This is a genomic window from Pseudomonas sp. 2957 (assembly GCF_031456345.1).
GTDB classification, from domain to species: Bacteria; Pseudomonadota; Gammaproteobacteria; order Pseudomonadales; family Pseudomonadaceae; genus Aquipseudomonas; species Aquipseudomonas siliginis.
On record NZ_JAVDUL010000003.1, the window covers coordinates 805824 to 823701 of the forward strand.

16 protein-coding genes are annotated in these 17878 nt (G+C 61.8%); all 16 read right to left on the reverse strand.

The window, feature by feature from the left end; genetic code table 11:
* Positions 1 to 20: 20 nt before the first annotated feature.
* Positions 21 to 932 (reverse strand): UDP-3-O-acyl-N-acetylglucosamine deacetylase, encoded by a 912-nt coding sequence (lpxC, locus tag J2Y39_RS14075; RefSeq protein WP_007916984.1) that lies wholly within the window; start codon positions 930 to 932, stop codon positions 21 to 23.
* A gap of 112 nt (positions 933 to 1044) precedes the next feature.
* Positions 1045 to 2241, reverse strand: a complete 1197-nt coding sequence (ftsZ, locus tag J2Y39_RS14080; protein ID WP_016773283.1) for a cell division protein FtsZ — start codon at positions 2239 to 2241, stop codon at positions 1045 to 1047.
* Positions 2242 to 2309: 68 nt separating this feature from the next.
* Positions 2310 to 3569: a cell division protein FtsA gene (gene ftsA / locus J2Y39_RS14085; protein WP_016773282.1), complete on the reverse strand. Its 1260-nt coding sequence runs from the start codon at positions 3567 to 3569 to the stop codon at positions 2310 to 2312.
* 15 nt (positions 3570 to 3584) lie between these two features.
* Entirely contained in the window at positions 3585 to 4451 is an 867-nt protein-coding gene (locus J2Y39_RS14090; protein WP_039761388.1) for a cell division protein FtsQ/DivIB, read from the reverse strand.
* Between the two features lie 4 nt (positions 4452 to 4455).
* Positions 4456 to 5430 (reverse strand): D-alanine--D-alanine ligase, encoded by a 975-nt coding sequence (locus J2Y39_RS14095; protein ID WP_016773280.1) that lies wholly within the window; start codon positions 5428 to 5430, stop codon positions 4456 to 4458.
* Entirely contained in the window at positions 5427 to 6887 is a 1461-nt protein-coding gene (gene murC / locus J2Y39_RS14100; RefSeq protein WP_024014243.1) for a UDP-N-acetylmuramate--L-alanine ligase, read from the reverse strand. Before murC ends, J2Y39_RS14095 begins: the two co-directional genes overlap by 4 nt.
* Complete coding sequence (gene murG / locus J2Y39_RS14105; RefSeq protein WP_016773277.1) at positions 6880 to 7950, reverse strand: undecaprenyldiphospho-muramoylpentapeptide beta-N-acetylglucosaminyltransferase; 1071 nt, start codon at positions 7948 to 7950, stop codon at positions 6880 to 6882. Before murG ends, murC begins: the two co-directional genes overlap by 8 nt.
* Complete coding sequence (ftsW, locus tag J2Y39_RS14110) at positions 7940 to 9157, reverse strand: putative lipid II flippase FtsW (RefSeq protein WP_016773276.1); 1218 nt, start codon at positions 9155 to 9157, stop codon at positions 7940 to 7942. The genes murG and ftsW overlap by 11 nt, the downstream gene beginning before the upstream one ends.
* A complete protein-coding gene (gene murD, locus J2Y39_RS14115) occupies positions 9154 to 10500 on the reverse strand; it encodes a UDP-N-acetylmuramoyl-L-alanine--D-glutamate ligase (RefSeq protein ID WP_236168913.1) in 1347 nt (448 codons plus the stop codon). The genes ftsW and murD overlap by 4 nt, the downstream gene beginning before the upstream one ends.
* Before the next feature lie 5 nt (positions 10501 to 10505).
* Entirely contained in the window at positions 10506 to 11588 is a 1083-nt protein-coding gene (mraY, locus tag J2Y39_RS14120) for a phospho-N-acetylmuramoyl-pentapeptide-transferase (RefSeq protein WP_016773275.1), read from the reverse strand.
* Positions 11588 to 12955: a UDP-N-acetylmuramoyl-tripeptide--D-alanyl-D-alanine ligase gene (murF, locus tag J2Y39_RS14125; RefSeq protein WP_217851473.1), complete on the reverse strand. Its 1368-nt coding sequence runs from the start codon at positions 12953 to 12955 to the stop codon at positions 11588 to 11590. The genes mraY and murF overlap by 1 nt, the downstream gene beginning before the upstream one ends.
* Positions 12948 to 14411 (reverse strand): UDP-N-acetylmuramoyl-L-alanyl-D-glutamate--2,6-diaminopimelate ligase, encoded by a 1464-nt coding sequence (locus J2Y39_RS14130; protein ID WP_236168911.1) that lies wholly within the window; start codon positions 14409 to 14411, stop codon positions 12948 to 12950. The genes murF and J2Y39_RS14130 overlap by 8 nt, the downstream gene beginning before the upstream one ends.
* Positions 14411 to 16150: a penicillin-binding protein 2 gene (locus J2Y39_RS14135; RefSeq protein ID WP_174823877.1), complete on the reverse strand. Its 1740-nt coding sequence runs from the start codon at positions 16148 to 16150 to the stop codon at positions 14411 to 14413. Before J2Y39_RS14135 ends, J2Y39_RS14130 begins: the two co-directional genes overlap by 1 nt.
* Positions 16150 to 16443: a cell division protein FtsL gene (ftsL, locus tag J2Y39_RS14140; protein WP_016773269.1), complete on the reverse strand. Its 294-nt coding sequence runs from the start codon at positions 16441 to 16443 to the stop codon at positions 16150 to 16152. The genes J2Y39_RS14135 and ftsL overlap by 1 nt, the downstream gene beginning before the upstream one ends.
* On the reverse strand, positions 16440 to 17387 hold the full coding sequence (rsmH, locus tag J2Y39_RS14145) for a 16S rRNA (cytosine(1402)-N(4))-methyltransferase RsmH (protein ID WP_024014247.1): 948 nt from the start codon (positions 17385 to 17387) through the stop codon (positions 16440 to 16442). The genes ftsL and rsmH overlap by 4 nt, the downstream gene beginning before the upstream one ends.
* Complete coding sequence (gene mraZ, locus J2Y39_RS14150) at positions 17384 to 17839, reverse strand: division/cell wall cluster transcriptional repressor MraZ (protein WP_007917012.1); 456 nt, start codon at positions 17837 to 17839, stop codon at positions 17384 to 17386. The genes rsmH and mraZ overlap by 4 nt, the downstream gene beginning before the upstream one ends.
* Positions 17840 to 17878: the final 39 nt, after the last annotated feature.

A 17878-nucleotide genomic window follows, 5' to 3' on the forward strand; every position in this document is an offset into this window, starting at 1 on the left:
AAACTAGAGAGGTTTTTTACTTACACCGCAGCAACCGGGCGCATGTAAGAGATCGGTGCGGTGCTGGCGTCTTCGAACGTCACCACTTCCCAAGCGTCTGTCTGCTCAATCAATTTGCGCAGCAGCTGGTTGTTCAGTGCATGACCGGACTTGAAGCCTTTGAACTCACCAATCAGGCTGTTGCCCAGCAGGTACAGGTCGCCAATCGCGTCGAGGATCTTGTGTTTGACGAATTCGTCTTCATAGCGAAGGCCGTCTTCGTTCAACACGCCATCAGCGTCGACCACGATCGCGTTTTCCACGCTGCCGCCGAGTGCGAGGTTGTGCTTGCGCAGGTACTCGATGTCACTCATGAAACCAAAGGTACGGGCGCGGCTGACTTCTTTTACGAACGAAGTGCTGGAAAAATCCACGCTTGCACTCTGGGTGCGGTCCCGGAATACCGGGTGATCGAAATCGATCTCGAAGCTCACCTTGAAGCCTTCGAAAGGGACGAAAGTGGCGCGCTTGTCGCCGTCTTCCACTGTCACTTCACGCAGGATGCGGATGAATTTCTTGGCGGCGTCCTGTTCTTCCAGGCCTGCCGATTGAATCAGGAATACGAAGGGTCCAGCGCTGCCATCCATGATCGGGACTTCGGACGCGGAGAGCTCGACGTAGGCGTTATCGATGCCCAGGCCAGCCATGGCCGAGAGCAAGTGCTCTACCGTGTCCACTTTGACGTCGCCATTGATCAGCGTCGTCGACATAGTGGTTTCACCGACGTTTTCCGCGCGGGCAGGAATCTGCACCACAGGGTCGAGGTCAGCGCGACAAAACACAATGCCAGTGTCGACAGGCGCAGGCTTGAGGGTCAGATAGACCTTCTCGCCGGAATGCAGGCCTACACCTGTGGCACGGATAATATTTTTCAGTGTGCGTTGTTTAATCATGGCTTGGGCCGCTTCAGCGCAAATTGCGAACTGGTATCAACAAAGGCTGGCGATGATAGCAGACCATGCCTTTGCTGAACACCAATCACCTTCATAGCCCTGATACATTCCATCAATCGGCCTGACGACGCAGGAATGCCGGAATGTCCAGATAGTCCAGGTCATCCTGCGGATTCATCTTCGCGGCAGCCGCAGCACCGGCCTGAGCCTGGTTGCGCATGACGGTCGGACGGTCCAGATCACGGTAGTTAACCGCTGGCTGCTCCTGACGGGCCGGAGCCGGTTGTTGCACCTGCGCCGAGGCCATGGAGGTGTGAACGGTGTTGTCGATGACCTTCACAGGCTTCTCGATTTTCGCGCCCAGACCGGTGGCAACCACAGTCACGTGCAGCTCGTCGCGCATGTCCGGATCGATAACGGTACCGACTTTGACCATCGCGTGCTCGGAAGCAAAGGCTTCGATGATCGAACCCACGTCGGAGTACTCACCCAGGGACAGGTCAGGACCGGCGGTGATGTTAACCAGAATGCCGCGCGCGCCTTGCAGGTTGACGTCTTCCAGCAACGGGTTGCGGATTGCCGCTTCGGTAGCTTCACGTGCACGGTTCGGACCGCTGGCGCAGCCAGTGCCCATCATCGCCATGCCCATTTCGCTCATCACGGTGCGCACGTCGGCGAAGTCGACGTTGATCATGCCCGGACGCTTGATGATGTCGGAGATACCGCGAACGGCACCGGCCAGTACATCGTCAGCCTTGGCGAAAGCCGACAAGAGGCTTGCGTCTTTGCCGAGGATGGTCAGCAGTTTTTCGTTCGGAATGGTGATCAGCGAGTCGACGCTTTCCGAAAGCATGCGGATGCCTTCGTCGGCGATCTGCATACGCTTGCGGCCTTCGAACGGGAACGGACGGGTCACGACCGCAACGGTCAGGATGCCCATTTCCTTGGCCACTTCGGCGATGATCGGCGCTGCACCGGTACCGGTACCGCCGCCCATGCCGGTGGTGATGAACACCATGTTGGTGCCGGCTAGCACTTCAGCGATGCGCTCACGGTCTTCCAGAGCGGCTTGACGGCCGACTTCAGGATTGGCGCCGGCACCCAGGCCCTTGGTCACGCCGGTGCCCAGTTGCAGGATGGTCCGCGCGCCGATGTTTTTCAGCGCTTGAGCATCGGTGTTGGCGCAGATGAACTCAACGCCTTCGATGTTGCTCTTGACCATGTGATTGACAGCGTTGCCGCCGCCACCGCCGACACCGATAACTTTGATTACCGGGCTTGCGGGGATGTTGTCTACGAGTTCGAACATTTTCCCTCTCCTTACATTCTCTAGTTTTTTCGCCTACTGCTGTTTGTAGCGGTGTTGCGGTAAAGCTTTTAAAAATTGCCCTGAACCCACTTTTTCAGTCGGTCCAGCAGCGGCGCCTGAGGCTCTTCGCTGCTGTAGCTGTCGCGGCTGCCGATGCCGGAGAACGAAACTCCGTCGGACTGCTTTTGCAGGCCGTACATCAACAAACCGACGCCAGTGGAATAAATCGGGTTGCGCACTACGTCATCCAGACCTTTCACGCCATGCGGTACCCCGAGGCGCACCGGCATGTGGAAGATTTCTTCGGCCAGTTCGGTGGCGCCTTCCATTTTCGAAGTACCGCCGGTGAGCACGATGCCCGCCGGGATCAGGTCTTCGTAGCCGCTGCGACGCAGCTCGGCCTGGATCAAGGTGAACAGTTCGTCGTAACGCGGCTCGACCACTTCGGCCAAGGCCTGACGCGACAGCTCACGCGGTGGACGGTCGCCAACGCTCGGCACCTTGATGGTTTCACCGGCACCGGCCAGTTTGGCCAGGGCGCAGGCGTAACGGATCTTGATCTCTTCGGCGTACTGGGTCGGGGTGCGCAACGCCATGGCGATGTCGTTGGTCACTTGATCACCGGCAATCGGGATCACGGCGGTGTGACGGATCGCGCCTTCGGTGAAGATCGCGATGTCGGTGGTGCCGCCGCCGATGTCGACCAGGCACACGCCCAGTTCTTTCTCGTCGTCGGTCAGCACCGAGTAGGCCGAGGCCAGTTGCTCGAGAATGATGTCGTCGATTTCCAGACCGCAGCGGCGTACGCATTTTTCAATGTTCTGTGCAGCGTTGACGGCGCAGGTGACCACGTGAACCTTGGCTTCCAGACGCACGCCGGACATGCCCAGTGGCTCGCGCACGCCTTCCTGGTTATCGATCACGTAATCCTGCGGCAGGGTGTGCAGCACGCGCTGGTCAGCCGGGATCGCCACGGCCTGGGCGGCGTCGAGCACACGCTCAAGGTCAGCCGAGCTGACTTCGCGATCACGGATCGCGACGATGCCGTGGGAGTTCAGGCTGCGGATGTGATTGCCCGCAACGCCGACGAACGCCGAGTGAATGCGGCAGCCGGCCATCAGTTGGGCTTCTTCGATCGCGCGCTGGATCGACTGCACGGTGGATTCGATGTTGACCACCACGCCCTTCTTCAGGCCGCGGGACGGATGCGTACCGATCCCGACGATTTCCAGCTGGCCGTCGTCCGCGACCTCGCCTACCAGCGCCACCACTTTGGAGGTGCCGATATCCAGACCGACGATCATTTTGCCGCTTTGCACGTTTGCCATGGGTCCTGCCTCTTCTTAATTCTTTGCGACAGCGGGTTGGGCTGTCGTCGGCGCTACGGGTTCCCGCCAGCCAACAGCGAGGCCGTTGGCGTAGCGCAGATCGATGCGCGCAATGTTCGTAATCTGCTCTTTCAGCGTCTTGTCATAGATGGCGATAAAGCGGCGCATCTTTTCCACCAGGTTGCCGCGTCCCAGCAGCAACTCTATGCCGGGGCCGGAACTGCCGGCACCGGTGGTCAGGAACCAGCTGCCGCGTTCACGCAATTCCAGGCGTGCAATCGAAAAACCCAGCGGGCGCAACATCTGGCTCAGCACCTGATACTGCTGCATCACCTGCTGCTGAGCCCGTTGTGGGCCGAACAGCTGCGGCAGGTGTTCGTAGTTCGCCAGTTCCTTGGGCGTGAACGCCTGGCCCTGGTTGTTGAGCAACGACTCGTCGCCCCAACGCGCCACCGGCAATTGCTCTTCGAGGCGGATCACCACCTGATCCGGCCACACCCGACGCACTTCGGCGTGGGCGATCCAGGGCATCTGCTCAAGCTCGGTACGCATACCGGCGAGGTCGATGGTGAAGAAGCTCGACGCCACGAACGGCGCGATCCGCTGCTGCACCGCCTGCTGGCTGATGTAGCTGAGGTCGCCCTGCACCGCGATCTTGCTGATCGGCCGGTCGGCGTACGGCAGCAAACGCTGCGCGCCTTCGTACGTACCAAAGCCCAGCGCCACCAGCAGCACCGGCCAGAACAGACTTTTCAGAAAGCTGAAATTGGCTTTCGGCAGGCGCGCGGACATCGGCTCTTTCGCCACCATTCGGCTGGCACCCCGCGGCACCGGCTTGCGGCCGGGTGCGGGTGGCTGATGTCTGAGATGAGCGCCTTGCATGGTCTTAACCTCGCGCCTCTGTTGCGCCTGCGTCTTCAACGCTGGCGGCCAGAATGGCCAGAACCAGTTGCTGGAAATCCAGACCGGCAGCCCGCGCCGCCATCGGCACCAGGCTGTGATCGGTCATGCCCGGTGCGGTATTGACTTCGAGGAACCAGAACTGCCCGTCGGCGTCCTGCATCACGTCCGCCCGACCCCAACCGGCGATACCCAGCGCCTCACAGGCCTTGGCCGTGAGTTCCATGAGTTCCTGTTCCTTGGCCGCGTCCAGCCCGCACGGAATGCGGTACTGGGTATCGTTGGCGATGTACTTGGCGTCGTAGTCGTAAAATGTGTGCGGTGTACCCAGGGCGATTGGAGGCAACACCTGGTCACGCAGGGTGGCGATGGTGAACTCCGGACCTTGAATCCATTGCTCGACCAACACTTGCGAATCGTAGGTACTGGCCGCTTTCCATGCGTCGATCAACTCGGACGCAGAATTCACTTTGGCCATCCCGATACTTGAACCTTCATGCGCCGGTTTGACGATCAAAGGCAGGCCCAGTTCCGTCGCTGCGGAAATACAATCGGCTTCGCTGCACAGCACGGCGTGACGCGGCGTCGGAATCCCGAGGCTGTGCCAGACCTGCTTGGTACGCAGCTTGTCCATCGCCAGTGCCGAGGCGAGGATGCCGCTGCCGGTGTACGGGATGCCCGCGCACTCGAGCAGGCCCTGCATGCTGCCGTCTTCACCGCCGCGACCGTGGAGAATGATGAACGCGCGGTCGATCTTTTCGCTGAGCAGACGCTGCAGGAAGTCTTCACCGACATCGATGCCGAACGCATCGACGCCAGCGCTTTGCAGCGCCTCGAGCACGGCGTTGCCGGATTTCAGCGAAACCTCACGCTCGGCACTCAGGCCGCCGAAGAGCACGGCGACGCGGCCGAAGTCTTTCGGCGCGATGGTGGAGAACAGCTTGGCGTAGGCAGCAGTCATTTCAACTTCCCCTCGACCGGCGCCGCCACGGCGCCGGCGAACAATTCACTTTTCAACAGCTTCGGCGCGAGACCGCCGATGTCACCAGCGCCCTGGCACAACAGAATGTCGCCGGCGCGCAGCAGCGGCTTGACCAACGGCGCCAAGTCAACGCCACGCTCGATGTAGATCGGGTCGAGCTGACCGCGCTGACGGATGCTGTTGCACAGCTTGCGGCTGTCGGCGCCAGGGATCGGCTCTTCGCCGGCCGGATAGACTTCCATCAGCAGCAGCACGTTGGCGTCGGCCAGTACATTGACGAAGTCGTCGTACAGATCACGGGTGCGGCTGTAGCGGTGCGGCTGGTAGACCATCACCAGACGACGCTCCGGCCAGCCACCGCGCACGGCTTTGATCACGGCAGCAACTTCGGTCGGGTGGTGACCGTAGTCGTCGACCAGCATCACGTTGCCGCCGTCCACCGGCAGCTCGCCGTAGACCTGAAAGCGTCGACCGACGCCCTGGAAGCCTGACAGGCCCTGAACGATGGCTTCATCGCTGACGCCTTCGTCGGTGGCGATGCAGATGGTCGCCAGCGAGTTGAGCACGTTATGGTTGCCGGGCATGTTCACCGACACGTCCAGCGGCTCGCGATCCGGGCGCAGGACGGTGAAGAAGGTCTGCATGCCCTGCTGACGGACATTGATCGCGCGCACATCGGCGTCTTCGCTGAAGCCGTAGGTAACGGTCGGACGCTTGACCAGCGGCAGGATTTCGCGCACCACCGGATCGTCCAGGCACATCACCGCCAAACCGTAGAACGGCAGGTTGTGCAGGAATTCGACGAAGGTTTTCTTCAGTTTGTTGAAGTCACCGTCGTAGGTCGCCATGTGGTCGGCGTCTATGTTGGTGACCACGGCCACCAGCGGCTGCAGATGCAGGAAGCTCGCATCGCTTTCGTCCGCTTCGGCGATCAGGTAACGGCTGGTGCCGAGCTGGGCGTTGGTGCCCGCCGCGTTCAGACGACCACCGATCACGAATGTCGGGTCCAGACCACCGGCCGCGAACACCGAAGCGATCAGGCTGGTGGTGGTGGTTTTGCCATGGGTACCGGCGACGGCGATGCCGTGGCGATAGCGCATCAGCTCGGCGAGCATTTCTGCACGCGGCACCACTGGAATGCGGCGCTCAAGGGCAGTCGCCACTTCCGGGTTGGACGTGTTCACTGCGCTCGACACCACCAGCACGTCGGCGGTAGCGGCGTTCTCGGCACGGTGACCGATGAAGATCTGCGCGCCGAAGGTTTCCAGGCGCTCGGTGACCGGCGAGGCTTTCAGGTCGGAACCGGAGACTTGATAGCCCAGGTTCAACAACACTTCAGCGATGCCGCACATGCCCACGCCGCCGATGCCGACGAAGTGGATGCGACGGATGCGGCGCATTTCCGGTTGTGGCATGGCTTTCTGATTCTCAACCATGGGCCACCTCCAGACAGGTATCGACCACGCTACGGGTGGCATCGGGTTTGGCCAGTCGGCGGGCCGCTTGGGCCATTGCTTCGAGTCGTTGCGGTTGCATCAAGACCTCTGTCAGGCGCGCGGCAAGATCCGCGGCACCAGTCGTTCTTTGCGGCATCAGGAAGGCAGCGCCTTCGCGGGCCAAATAATCGGCGTTGCGGGTCTGGTGATCGTCGATCGCGTGGGGCAAAGGCACCAGCATCGAGGGCAGACCGGCGGCCGCCAGCTCACTGATGGTCAACGCGCCAGCGCGGCACACCACCAGGTCAGCCCAGCCATAGGCCTGGGCCATGTCTTTGATGAACGGCTGCACCTGCGCTTCCACACCCACGGCGCGGTAACGCTCGGCAGTCACTTCATCGTGGTTTTTGCCGGCCTGATGAAACACTTCCGGGCGCAGGTCGGCAGCGACTTGGGCCAGGGCTTCAGGCAGCAATTTGTTCAACGGTTCTGCGCCCAGGCTGCCGCCAAGGATCAGCAAACGCGCTTTGCGCCCGGCCAGCGCCGGTCGCGATGTGTCGAGGAACAGCTCGCTGCGCACCGGATTACCGGTGGTACGGCGGCTGTCCGACAGAGTAAAGGTGTCGGGGAACGCTTCACACACTCGGGCGGCGAACGGCACCAGCAACCGATTGGCGGTGCCGGCGACAGCGTTCTGCTCGTGAACGATCACCGGCACGCCAGCCAGTTTCGCGGCAAGACCACCAGGGCCGGTCACATAACCGCCGAAGCCAACCACGCACACCGGCTTCAGACGGCGCATGATCGCCCGCGCCTGCCACACCGATTTCAGCAGCATCAGCGGCGCCTTGAGCAGCGACAGCTTGCCCTTGCCACGCAGACCGCTGGCGTTGATCCGGTGCAGTTCAAGCCCTGCCGCCGGGACCAGTTCGTTTTCGATCCCCCGTGGCGTGCCGAGCCAGTGCACGGTGTAGCCGCGCGCCTGAAACTCGCGGGCACAGGCCAGCGCCGGGAACACGTGGCCGCCGGTACCGCCGGCCATGATCAATACGTTAGCGCCCATGAGTCGGCTCCTCGGCGAAGTCGCTCTCCTGGAATTCCATCTCTTCGCTGCCCAGGTGGGTTCGACTCTCCCACTCGATGCGCAGCAACAGGCCCAGACAGGCGCAGCAGATCACCAGCGAGCTGCCGCCGTAACTGAGGAACGGCAAGGTCAGACCCTTGGTTGGCAGCAGGCCGACGTTCACACCGATGTTGATCAGGAACTGACCAATCCACAGGAACGACAAGCCGTAAGCCACGTAAGCGGCAAAGAACTGCTTGGCCTTCTCCGCCCACAGGCCGATGTACATGCCGCGAATACACACGAACACGAACAGCGCGACGGTGCACAACGAACCCACGGCGCCCAGTTCTTCGGCAAGTACCGAGAACACGAAGTCGGTGTGCGCTTCCGGCAGATAAAACTGTTTCTGCACGCTGTTGCCCAGGCCGACGCCCAGCCACTCGCCGCGACCGAAAGCGATCAAGGCCTGCGACAACTGATAGCCGGCACCGAACTGGTCGGCCCACGGGTCGGCGAAGTTGGTCAGACGCGCCATTCGATACGGCTGCATCTGAATCAGCAGAACCACCGCGCCAACCGCCAGCACCACCATCAGCGAGAAGCGGAACAGCCCGACCCCGCCAAGGAACAGCATCGCCGCCGCCGCGCCCATCATGACTACGGTGGCACCGAAGTCCGGTTCCATCAGCAACAGACCCGCCATCGGCAGCAGGACGATGAACGGCTTGAAGAAGCCCATCCAGCTCTCGCGCACTTCTTTCTGCCGGCGCACCAGATAACCGGCGAGGTAGATCACCACGAACACCTTGGCGATTTCCGACGGCTGCACGTTGAAGAAGCTGAAACCGATCCAGCGCATCGAACCGTTCACTTCGCGGCCGATGCCGGGGATGATCACCATCACCAACAGGCCGAACGCACCGATCAGCATCATCCAGCCGAGGCGCTGCCAAGTGGCGATCGGGATCATCATGGTGACAATGCACGCGCCCAGACCCAGCACCACATAGATAAGGTGGCGAATCATGTAATACAGCGGACTGCCCGACTGCGCCGCCGCCACTTCGGTGGACGCCGAAGCGATCATGATCAGGCCCAGGCCGAGCAGCGCCAGGCAACCGGCGAGCATCGGGAAGTCGAGGTCGATGCCACGCCCGGTGATCAGCGGCGACGGGTACGGCTTGATGATGTTTCTCAAGTTCATGCCAGTTCCTCCACAGCGCGGACGAACTGGTGACCACGGTCTTCGTAATTCTTGAACATGTCGAAACTGGCGCAGGCCGGAGACAGCAGCACCACGTCACCCGGCTGGGCAGCTGCGCGGCATTGCGCGACGGCGTCGACCAGCGAGGTCGCGCGGATCAGCGGCACGGCATCGCCAATGGCCTCGCCGATCTTGTCGGAGTCACGCCCCATCAGCACCACGGCGCGGCAGTTGGCCGCCACCGGATCGCGCAGATCGTTGAATTCGGCGCCTTTGCCGTCACCGCCGGCGATCAGAATGACCTTGCCGTCGATGTCCGCACCGAGGCCTTCGATGGCCGCCAGAGCGGCGCCAACGTTGGTGGCTTTGGAATCGTTGTAATAGGCCACGCCATCGAGATCGCGCACCCACTGGCAGCGGTGTTCGAGCCCGGCAAACGTGCGCAGCGCCGCGAGCATGGCGTCGAACGGCAGACCCACAGCGTGACCCAGTGCCAATGCGGCGAGCGCGTTGGACTGGTTATGCGCACCGCGAATCTTCAGTTCACGCACGGGCATCAGGTTCTGGAATTCGAAGGAGAGGTACTTCTCGCCGTCTTCTTCGCGAATGCCGAACGCTTTGAAATCCGGTTTGCTCAGGCCAAAGGTCCAGCATGGCTGACCTTCACCGATCAATGGACGGCTCAGGGCATCCTGACGGTTGACCACAAACTGCTTCGCGCCCCGGAAGATCCGGTGCTTGGCCAGGTGATAGGCCGGCAGACCGCTGTAGCGATCCATGTGGTCTTCGCTGATGTTCAGTACGGTGGCGACTTCGGCGTTGAGCTGGTCGGTGGTTTCCAGCTGGAAACTCGACAACTCCATGACGTACAGCTCGACGTCATCGCTGAGCAGGTCCAGCGCTGGCGTGCCGAGGTTGCCGCCAACGGCGACGCGCTTGCCGGCCGCAGCCGCCATCTCACCGACCAGCGTGGTCACGGTGCTTTTCGCGTTGGAGCCGGTGATCGCGACGATCGGCGCCCGCGCGTAACGCGCGAACAACTCGATGTCGCCAGACATTTTCACGCCACGGGCAGCGGCGGCTTGCAGGGCCGGAGTCGCCAGCGCCAAGCCGGGGCTTACGTAGAGCTCGTCGGCACGGCAGAGGAATTCGACGTCCAGCTCGCCACAACGCACTTCCACGTGCGGATAGTCACGCTTGAGCGTGGCCAGTTCCGGTGGATTTTCCCGCGTGTCGGCCACAGCAAACGACGTGCCCCGGTTCGCCAGGAAGCGAACCAGGGACATGCCGCTCTTGCCGAGGCCGACAACGATGCGGAAGTGGTCAGAAGCGATCAGAGACACTCGTTCTACCTCAGCTTCAGGGTGGCAAGGCCGACCAGGACGAGAATCACGGTGATGATCCAGAAACGGACGATCACGCGCGGCTCGGGCCAGCCCTTGAGTTCAAAGTGGTGGTGAATCGGCGCCATGCGGAACACGCGGCGACCGGTCAGCTTAAAGGAGGCAACCTGAATGACCACTGACAGGGTTTCCATCACGAACACGCCGCCCATGATGAACAGGACGATTTCCTGACGGACGATCACCGCGATGGTGCCCAGTGCCGCGCCGAGTGCCAGGGCACCGACGTCGCCCATGAACACCTGCGCTGGATAGGTGTTGAACCAGAGGAAACCGAGGCCGGCACCGATCAGTGCACCGCAGAACACGATCAATTCGCCTGCGCCCGGCACGTAAGGAATCAGCAGGTATTCGGCGAACTTCACGTTGCCCGACAGGTAGCAGAAAATCCCCAGGCCGCCGCCGACCATCACCGTCGGCATGATCGCCAGGCCGTCGAGGCCGTCAGTCAGGTTGACCGCGTTGCTCGAACCGACAATGACGAAGTAGGTCAGCACGATGAAACCGGCGCCCAGCGGGATGCTGTAGTCCTTGAGCATCGGCAGAATCAGCGTGGTTTCCACCGGCGTCGCGGCAGTCATATAAAGGAAGATCGCAGCGCCGAGGCCGAACACCGACTGCCAGAAATACTTCCAGCGGCTCGGCAGGCCACGGGAGTTCTTCTCGATGACTTTGCGGTAATCGTCGACCCAGCCGATGGCGCCGAACAGCAGGGTCACCAGCAGCACCACCCAGACGTAGCGGTTGCTCAGGTCAGCCCAGAGCAAGGTGCTGACGCCGATCGAAGACAGAATCAGCGCGCCACCCATGGTCGGCGTACCGGATTTGGACAGGTGCGATTGCGGACCGTCGTTACGCACCGATTGGCCGATCTGACGGTTCTGCAGAGTACGGATCATCCACGGGCCATAGCACAGCGACAAGACCAGCGCGGTCAGCACACCGAGAATCCCGCGCAGGGTCAGGTACTGGAAGACCGCGAAGCCTTTGTAGAACTGTTGCAGATACTCCGCTAGCAGCAGCAGCATTAATGTTTCTCCAGACTGGACCCGCACAGAGCCGCAACGATGTTTTCCATCGCTGCGCTGCGCGAACCCTTGATCAAAATGGTGGTGTTTGTGTCCTGCTCGGCGGCGAGGGCCTGGATCAGCTCGGCCTGGGTGCCGAAGTGCTGCGCCTGCTCACCGAAAGCGTTTACCGCGTGGACCATGTTCGGCCCGACCGCGTAAAGCGCAGAAACCTTGCCTCGGGCGTACTCGCCCACGTCGCGGTGCCCCTGCTCCGCCCAGTCGCCCAACTCGCCGATATCGCCGAGCACCAGGACGGTGCGGCCGGAAAAGCCGGCGAGTATATCAACGGCCGCGCACATCGAGGTGGGGTTTGCGTTGTAGGTGTCATCGATCACGCGCATGCCGTTTTTTGCCAGTTGCGCGACGGTGCGCCCCTTGACCGGTTGCACCGCACCGAGGCCGGTGGCGATGCCGAACAGCGACACGCCCAAGGCGTGAGCAGCAGCGGCGGCAGCCAGGGCATTGGCGACGTTATGAGTACCGAGCAGGTTCAGTTGCACGCGCTCGCTACCTTCAGGCGTGTGCAGATTGAACGCCGGGCAACCGCGGGCATCAGTGGCCAGATCGCTGGCGTGGAAATTCGCCTCGCTGTTGCTCAGGGCGAAGGTCAGCACCTGACGGCCGGCCGCGCGGGTCTTCCAGATACCGAAAGCCTTGTCATCGAGGTTGAGCACGGCGATGCCATCGGCGGCCAGGCCTTCGATGATTTCACCTTTGGCTTCGACGATTTTTTCCGGACCGCCGAACTCACCGACGTGAGCGGTGCCGGCGTTGTTCAGGATCGCTACGTGCGGCTTGGTCAGGCCGACGGTGTAAGCGATCTCGCCCAGACGTGAAGCTCCCAGTTCGATGACAGCCGAGGTGTGTTCCGGCGCCAGTTCGATCAGGGTCAGCGGCACGCCAAGGTCGTTGTTCAGATTGCCACGGGTCGCCAGCACCGGACCGCGCGTGCGCAGGATGCTCGCGAGCATTTCCTTGACCGTGGTCTTGCCACTGGAACCGGTCACCGCCGCCACTGGCTGGGTGAACGCAGCACGGTTCAACGCGCCGAGTTGGCCCAGCGCCTGACGGGTGTCCTTGACCAGCAATTGCGGCAACGCGCTGTCGGCGACTTCGCGCTCGACCAGTGCCGCCACGGCGCCTTTGCCGGCAACGTCGTTCAGGTAGTCATGACCGTCGAAACGCGGGCCGGTCAGGGCGATGAACAACTGGCCGGGCTGGATTGCACGACTGTCGATACTGACGCCGTCGAAACTGGCATCAGCGCCAATCAGGCGGGCCTCGAGTACATTGGTCAGTTCGCTGAGGCTCAGGGCCTTAAGCATGGGCCACCTCCCACGCGGTCAGGGCATGATCGGCCTCGACCAGATCGGAAAAGGCATGGCGCACGCCGTTGATTTCCTGATAGTCCTCGTGACCTTTGCCGGCGAGAACAATCACGTCGTCAGCGGTCGCGCCAGCGATAAGTTGCGCGATGGCCTGGCCGCGACCGGCGACGAAAGTGACTTTATCCACAGCGGTGAAACCGGCGCGGATGTCGTCGAAAATCACCGCAGGATCTTCGGTGCGCGGGTTGTCGTCGGTGACCAACACCTGGTCAGCCAGACGCTCGACCACTTCGGCCATCAACGGACGTTTGCCGCGATCGCGATCACCGCCGCAGCCGAACAGGCACAGCAGTTGGCCTTTGACGTGCGGGCGCAGCGCAGTGAGAACCTTTTCCAGCGCATCGGGCGTGTGGGCGTAATCGACCACCACCAGCGGCTGCGTGCCGCCACCCAGACGCTGCATGCGCCCGGCCGGGCCTTCGAGCTTCGGCAGCACTTTGAGAATTTCGTCGAGGGCGTAATCCAGGCCAAGCAAGGCGCCGACTGCGGCCAGTACGTTACTCAGGTTGAAACGACCAAGCAGCGTACTGCGCAGGTGATGCTCGCCCTGCGGCGTGACCAGCGTGGCGCGCACGCCATGATCGTCGAACTGCGCTTCGCGGCAAAACAGGTAGGCGCTGCTATCCAGCAGGCTGTAGGTGATCAAACGCGACACGCGTTTTTCCGCCGCCAGTTGCCGGCCGAAATCGTCGTCGAGGTTGACCACGCGGCACTTCAGGTCATTCCAGGCGAACAGCCGGGCCTTGGCCTCGGCGTACGCCTGCATGGTGCCGTGATAATCCAGGTGATCGCGGGACAGGTTGGTCATCACCGCCACGTCGAAGGCCAGCGCGGTGACCCGGCCCTGATCCAGACCGTGGGACGACACTTCCATGGCCACGGCTTTCGCGCCGGCCTTTTTCAGGTCGCCCAGGGTCGCTTGCACGGCAATCGGATTCGGCGTGGTGTGCAGGCCGCTTTCCAGCGCGCCGTAGAAACCGGAACCCAGCGTACCGACGATGCCGCAATGCTGGCCGAGCAGATCCAGCGCCTGCGCGACCAATTGGGTCACGCTGGTCTTGCCATTGGTGCCGGTGACACCGATCAGGTTCAGGTGATGACTCGGCTCACCGTAAAAACGCCCGGCAATGTCCGAAAGTTGCGCCGCCAGACCCTTGACCGGAATCAGCGGCACGTCAGTGATCGGCAGCACGGTGGCGCCTTCGACTTCATAAGCCACGGCAGCCGCGCCGCGTTGCAAGGCATCGGCGATATGCGCACGGCCATCGAAACGGCCGCCGGGCACGGCAAGAAACAAGTCGCCGGCGCGCACGTTGCGGCTGTCCAGCGCCAGTTCACGGATCAACAGATCGTGGCCGGCGTGGGGAAATATCTTGTTCAGACTTAATGACATCAGCCGCGCCCTCCATTGGCTTTCAGCGGAACGACCGGGGTGGCGTTGGCCTGTTGGGTGGTCGGCAGGTTGTCCGGGGTCACGTTCATCAGGCGCAGGGTGCCGGACATCACACGGCTGAACACTGGCGCCGACACCAGACCACCGAAGTAACCGGCCTTGGTTGGCTCATCAATCACCACAACAATGGCGTAACGCGGATCGCTCATCGGGCCGAAGCCGGCGAACAGCGAACGGTAGGAGTTTTCTGCGTAGCCCTTGGTGCCGACCGAAGTCTTGCGCGCGGTACCCGACTTGCCGCCGACGTGATAAGCCGGCACCTGCGCACGGAACACGCCGCGCGGCGCTTCGATTACCTGCTGCAACATGCCCTGCATGGTTTTCGCCACGGCTTCCGGCAGCACTTGGGTGGTCTGCGGCATCTTGTCGGTTTTGATCAGCGTCAGCGGCGCGAGACGACCGTTGTTGGCCAGTGCCGAGAACGCGTGCACCAACTGGATCGCGGTCACGGAAATACCATAGCCGTAAGACAAGGTTGCAGTTTCAGCCTTGCGCCATTCGCGGTAGTTGGGCAGATTGCCGACGCGTTCGCCGGGGAAGCCCAGGCCGGTGTCCTGACCGAGGCCGACTTTCTGCGCGAGACGGAAAATGGTTTCGCCGCCGATATCGAAGGCGACTTTACTCATGCCGACGTTACTGGAATTGATCAGGATGCCGGTCAGATCGAGCACTGGCCCTTCGGTCTTCGACACGTCTTTAATGGTGTATTTGCCGATCTGCAACGAGCCCGGATACACCTCGACGGTGTCGCTCGGTTTCCAGCGGCCGGTTTCGATTGCCGCGCTCATGGAAATGGCTTTCATGGTCGAACCCGGCTCGAACACGTCGATCATGGCGCGGTTGCGCATCATCGCCGGTTGCAGGTTGCGACGGTTGTTCGGGTTGTAGGTCGGCTGGTTGACCATGGCCAGGATCTCGCCGGTCTTTACGTCCATGATCACCAGACTGCCGGCCTTGGCGCCGTTTTCGATGATCGCGTTGCGCAGCTCGCGGTTGGCCAGGTATTGCAGACGCAGGTCAATCGACAACGCCAAGGGCTTGCCGGCCTTGGCGTTCTTGGTGACTTGAACATCCTTGATCAACCGGCCACGGCGATCCTTGATGACTTGTCGTTTGCCCGGCACCCCGGCCAGCCATTCGTCATAGGCCAGCTCGACGCCTTCGCGACCGTGATCGTCGATGTCGGTAAAGCCGACCATGTGCGCGGTGACTTCACCGGCCGGGTAGAAGCGGCGGAATTCTTCGATGCCGTAGACGCCCGGCACTTTCAGATCGAGCACAGCCTGACCCTGCTCGGGGGTCAGCCCGCGCACCAGATAAATGAATTCTTTGTTGGCCTGGGCTTCGAGGCGTTCGCTCAGCGCTTTCGGGTTCTGGCCCAGCGCGGCGGCGAGTGCCGGCCACTTCTCTTTGGCCGACTGCATTTCCTTGGCGTTGGCCCACAGCGTGGTCACTGGGGTACTGACAGCCAGAGGCTCGCCGTTACGGTCGGTGATCAGGCCACGGTGCGCCGGAATCGGAATATGCCGCAGGCTGCGCGCATCGCCCTGCCCTTTGAGGAAGTCACGGTCGACCACTTGCAGGTCGATGATGCGCCAGCAGATCGCTGCGACCATCAGACCGAGCAGCGCCACCATCAGGCGGAAGCGCCATGGGAACAGCGCGCCTTCGAGTTTCATCATGGCGCCACCATCTTCACGTCAGCCGCGCCAGGTATGTGCATCTTCAGTTGTTCGGTGGCCAGCACTTCGATGCGGCTGTGCGCAGTCCAGGTGCTCTGCTCGAGAATCAAGCGGCCCCACTCGGCCTGCGCCTTGTCGCGCACGCTCAGTTCGTTATAAAGGGTGTTGAGCAACTGCCGGTTCCAGTGCGCGCTGTACGACACGGCAATGGCCGAAAACAGCACGCCGATAAACAGCAGCAGCATCAGAAAGCTGCCGCCGGGCAGTGGTTTGGCGAAAAGCTTGCTCACCGCAACTTCTCCGCGACACGCATGACGGCGCTACGGGAACGTGGGTTGGCTTTGAGTTCGGCGTCGGAGGCCGTCTGCGCTTTGCCGTGGATTTTGATTTTCGGTTCGAAGGCGACGTGGCGAACCGGCAGGTTGCGCGGCAGGTTGTCGGCCTCGCCTTTCACCAGCTTGCGCATGAACAGTTTGACGATGCGGTCTTCCAGCGAGTGGAAGCTGATGACCACCAGACGGCCGCCAACTTCCAGCGCTTCCAGCGCGGCGTCGAGGCCGGCTTCCAGATCGCCGAGTTCGTTATTGACGTGAATGCGCAAACCCTGGAACGCGCGGGTAGCTGGGTTCTTGCCCTTTTCCCACGCCGGGTTGGCGACTTTCAGCACTTCGGCCAGATCGGCGGTGCGCTCGAACGGCTTGATGTCACGGCGCTCGGCGACGGCACGGGCCATACGCCCGGAGAAACGTTCTTCGCCGTATTCCTTGAACACCCGGGCGATTTCTTCCACCGGCGCGGTGTTGACGAATTCGGCAGCGCTGATGCCACGGGACGGGTCCATGCGCATGTCAAGTGGACCGTCATTGAGGAAACTGAAGCCGCGCTCGGCATCATCGAGCTGCGGCGACGACACGCCGAGGTCGAGCAGAATGCCGCTGACCTTGCCGGTCAGGCCTTGCTCGGCAACCACCGAACCGAGCTCGGCAAAGCTGCGCTGCACAACGACAAAGCGGCCGTCTTCGGCCGCTAGCGTTTGCCCGGTGGCAATCGCTTGAGGATCCTTGTCGAATCCGATGAGTCGACCGTCCGGCCCGAGCTGGCTGAGGATCAGCCGACTGTGCCCGCCGCGCCCGAACGTGCCGTCCAGATAGCAGCCATCAGGACGTACGGCGAGAGCCTCGACGGCTTCGTCAAGCAGTACGGTGATGTGGTTAAAGCCGCTATCAATAGTCACAGGATCAAATCACGCAGTTCATCAGGCATCGCGCCCGGTTGTTGAATAGCAGCAAGGTCAGCGGCAGATACCGCATTCCATGCATCCTCGTCCCACAATTGGAACTTGTTCAGTTGGCCGACCAGCATCGCGCGCTTATCGAGCTTGGCGTATTCGCGCAAACGCGGCGGAACCAGGAAACGACCACTGCCATCGAGTTCGAGGTCGACGGCATTACCAATCAATAAACGTTGCAGGCGACGGTTCTCTTCGCGAAGCGAAGGGAGTGCGCGCAACTTGGTTTCAATAATTTCCCACTCATCGAGCGGATAGACACACAGGCACGGATCAACGGCATCAATGGTCACGATCAATTGGCCGGAACTGCGCGAATCGAGCTCGTCACGGTACCGGCTCGGCATGGCGAGACGGCCCTTTGCATCGAGACTGATAGCGTTAGCTCCGCGAAACACGTCAGCGTTTCTCCAATTTTTATCGTTTTGAGCTCAAAA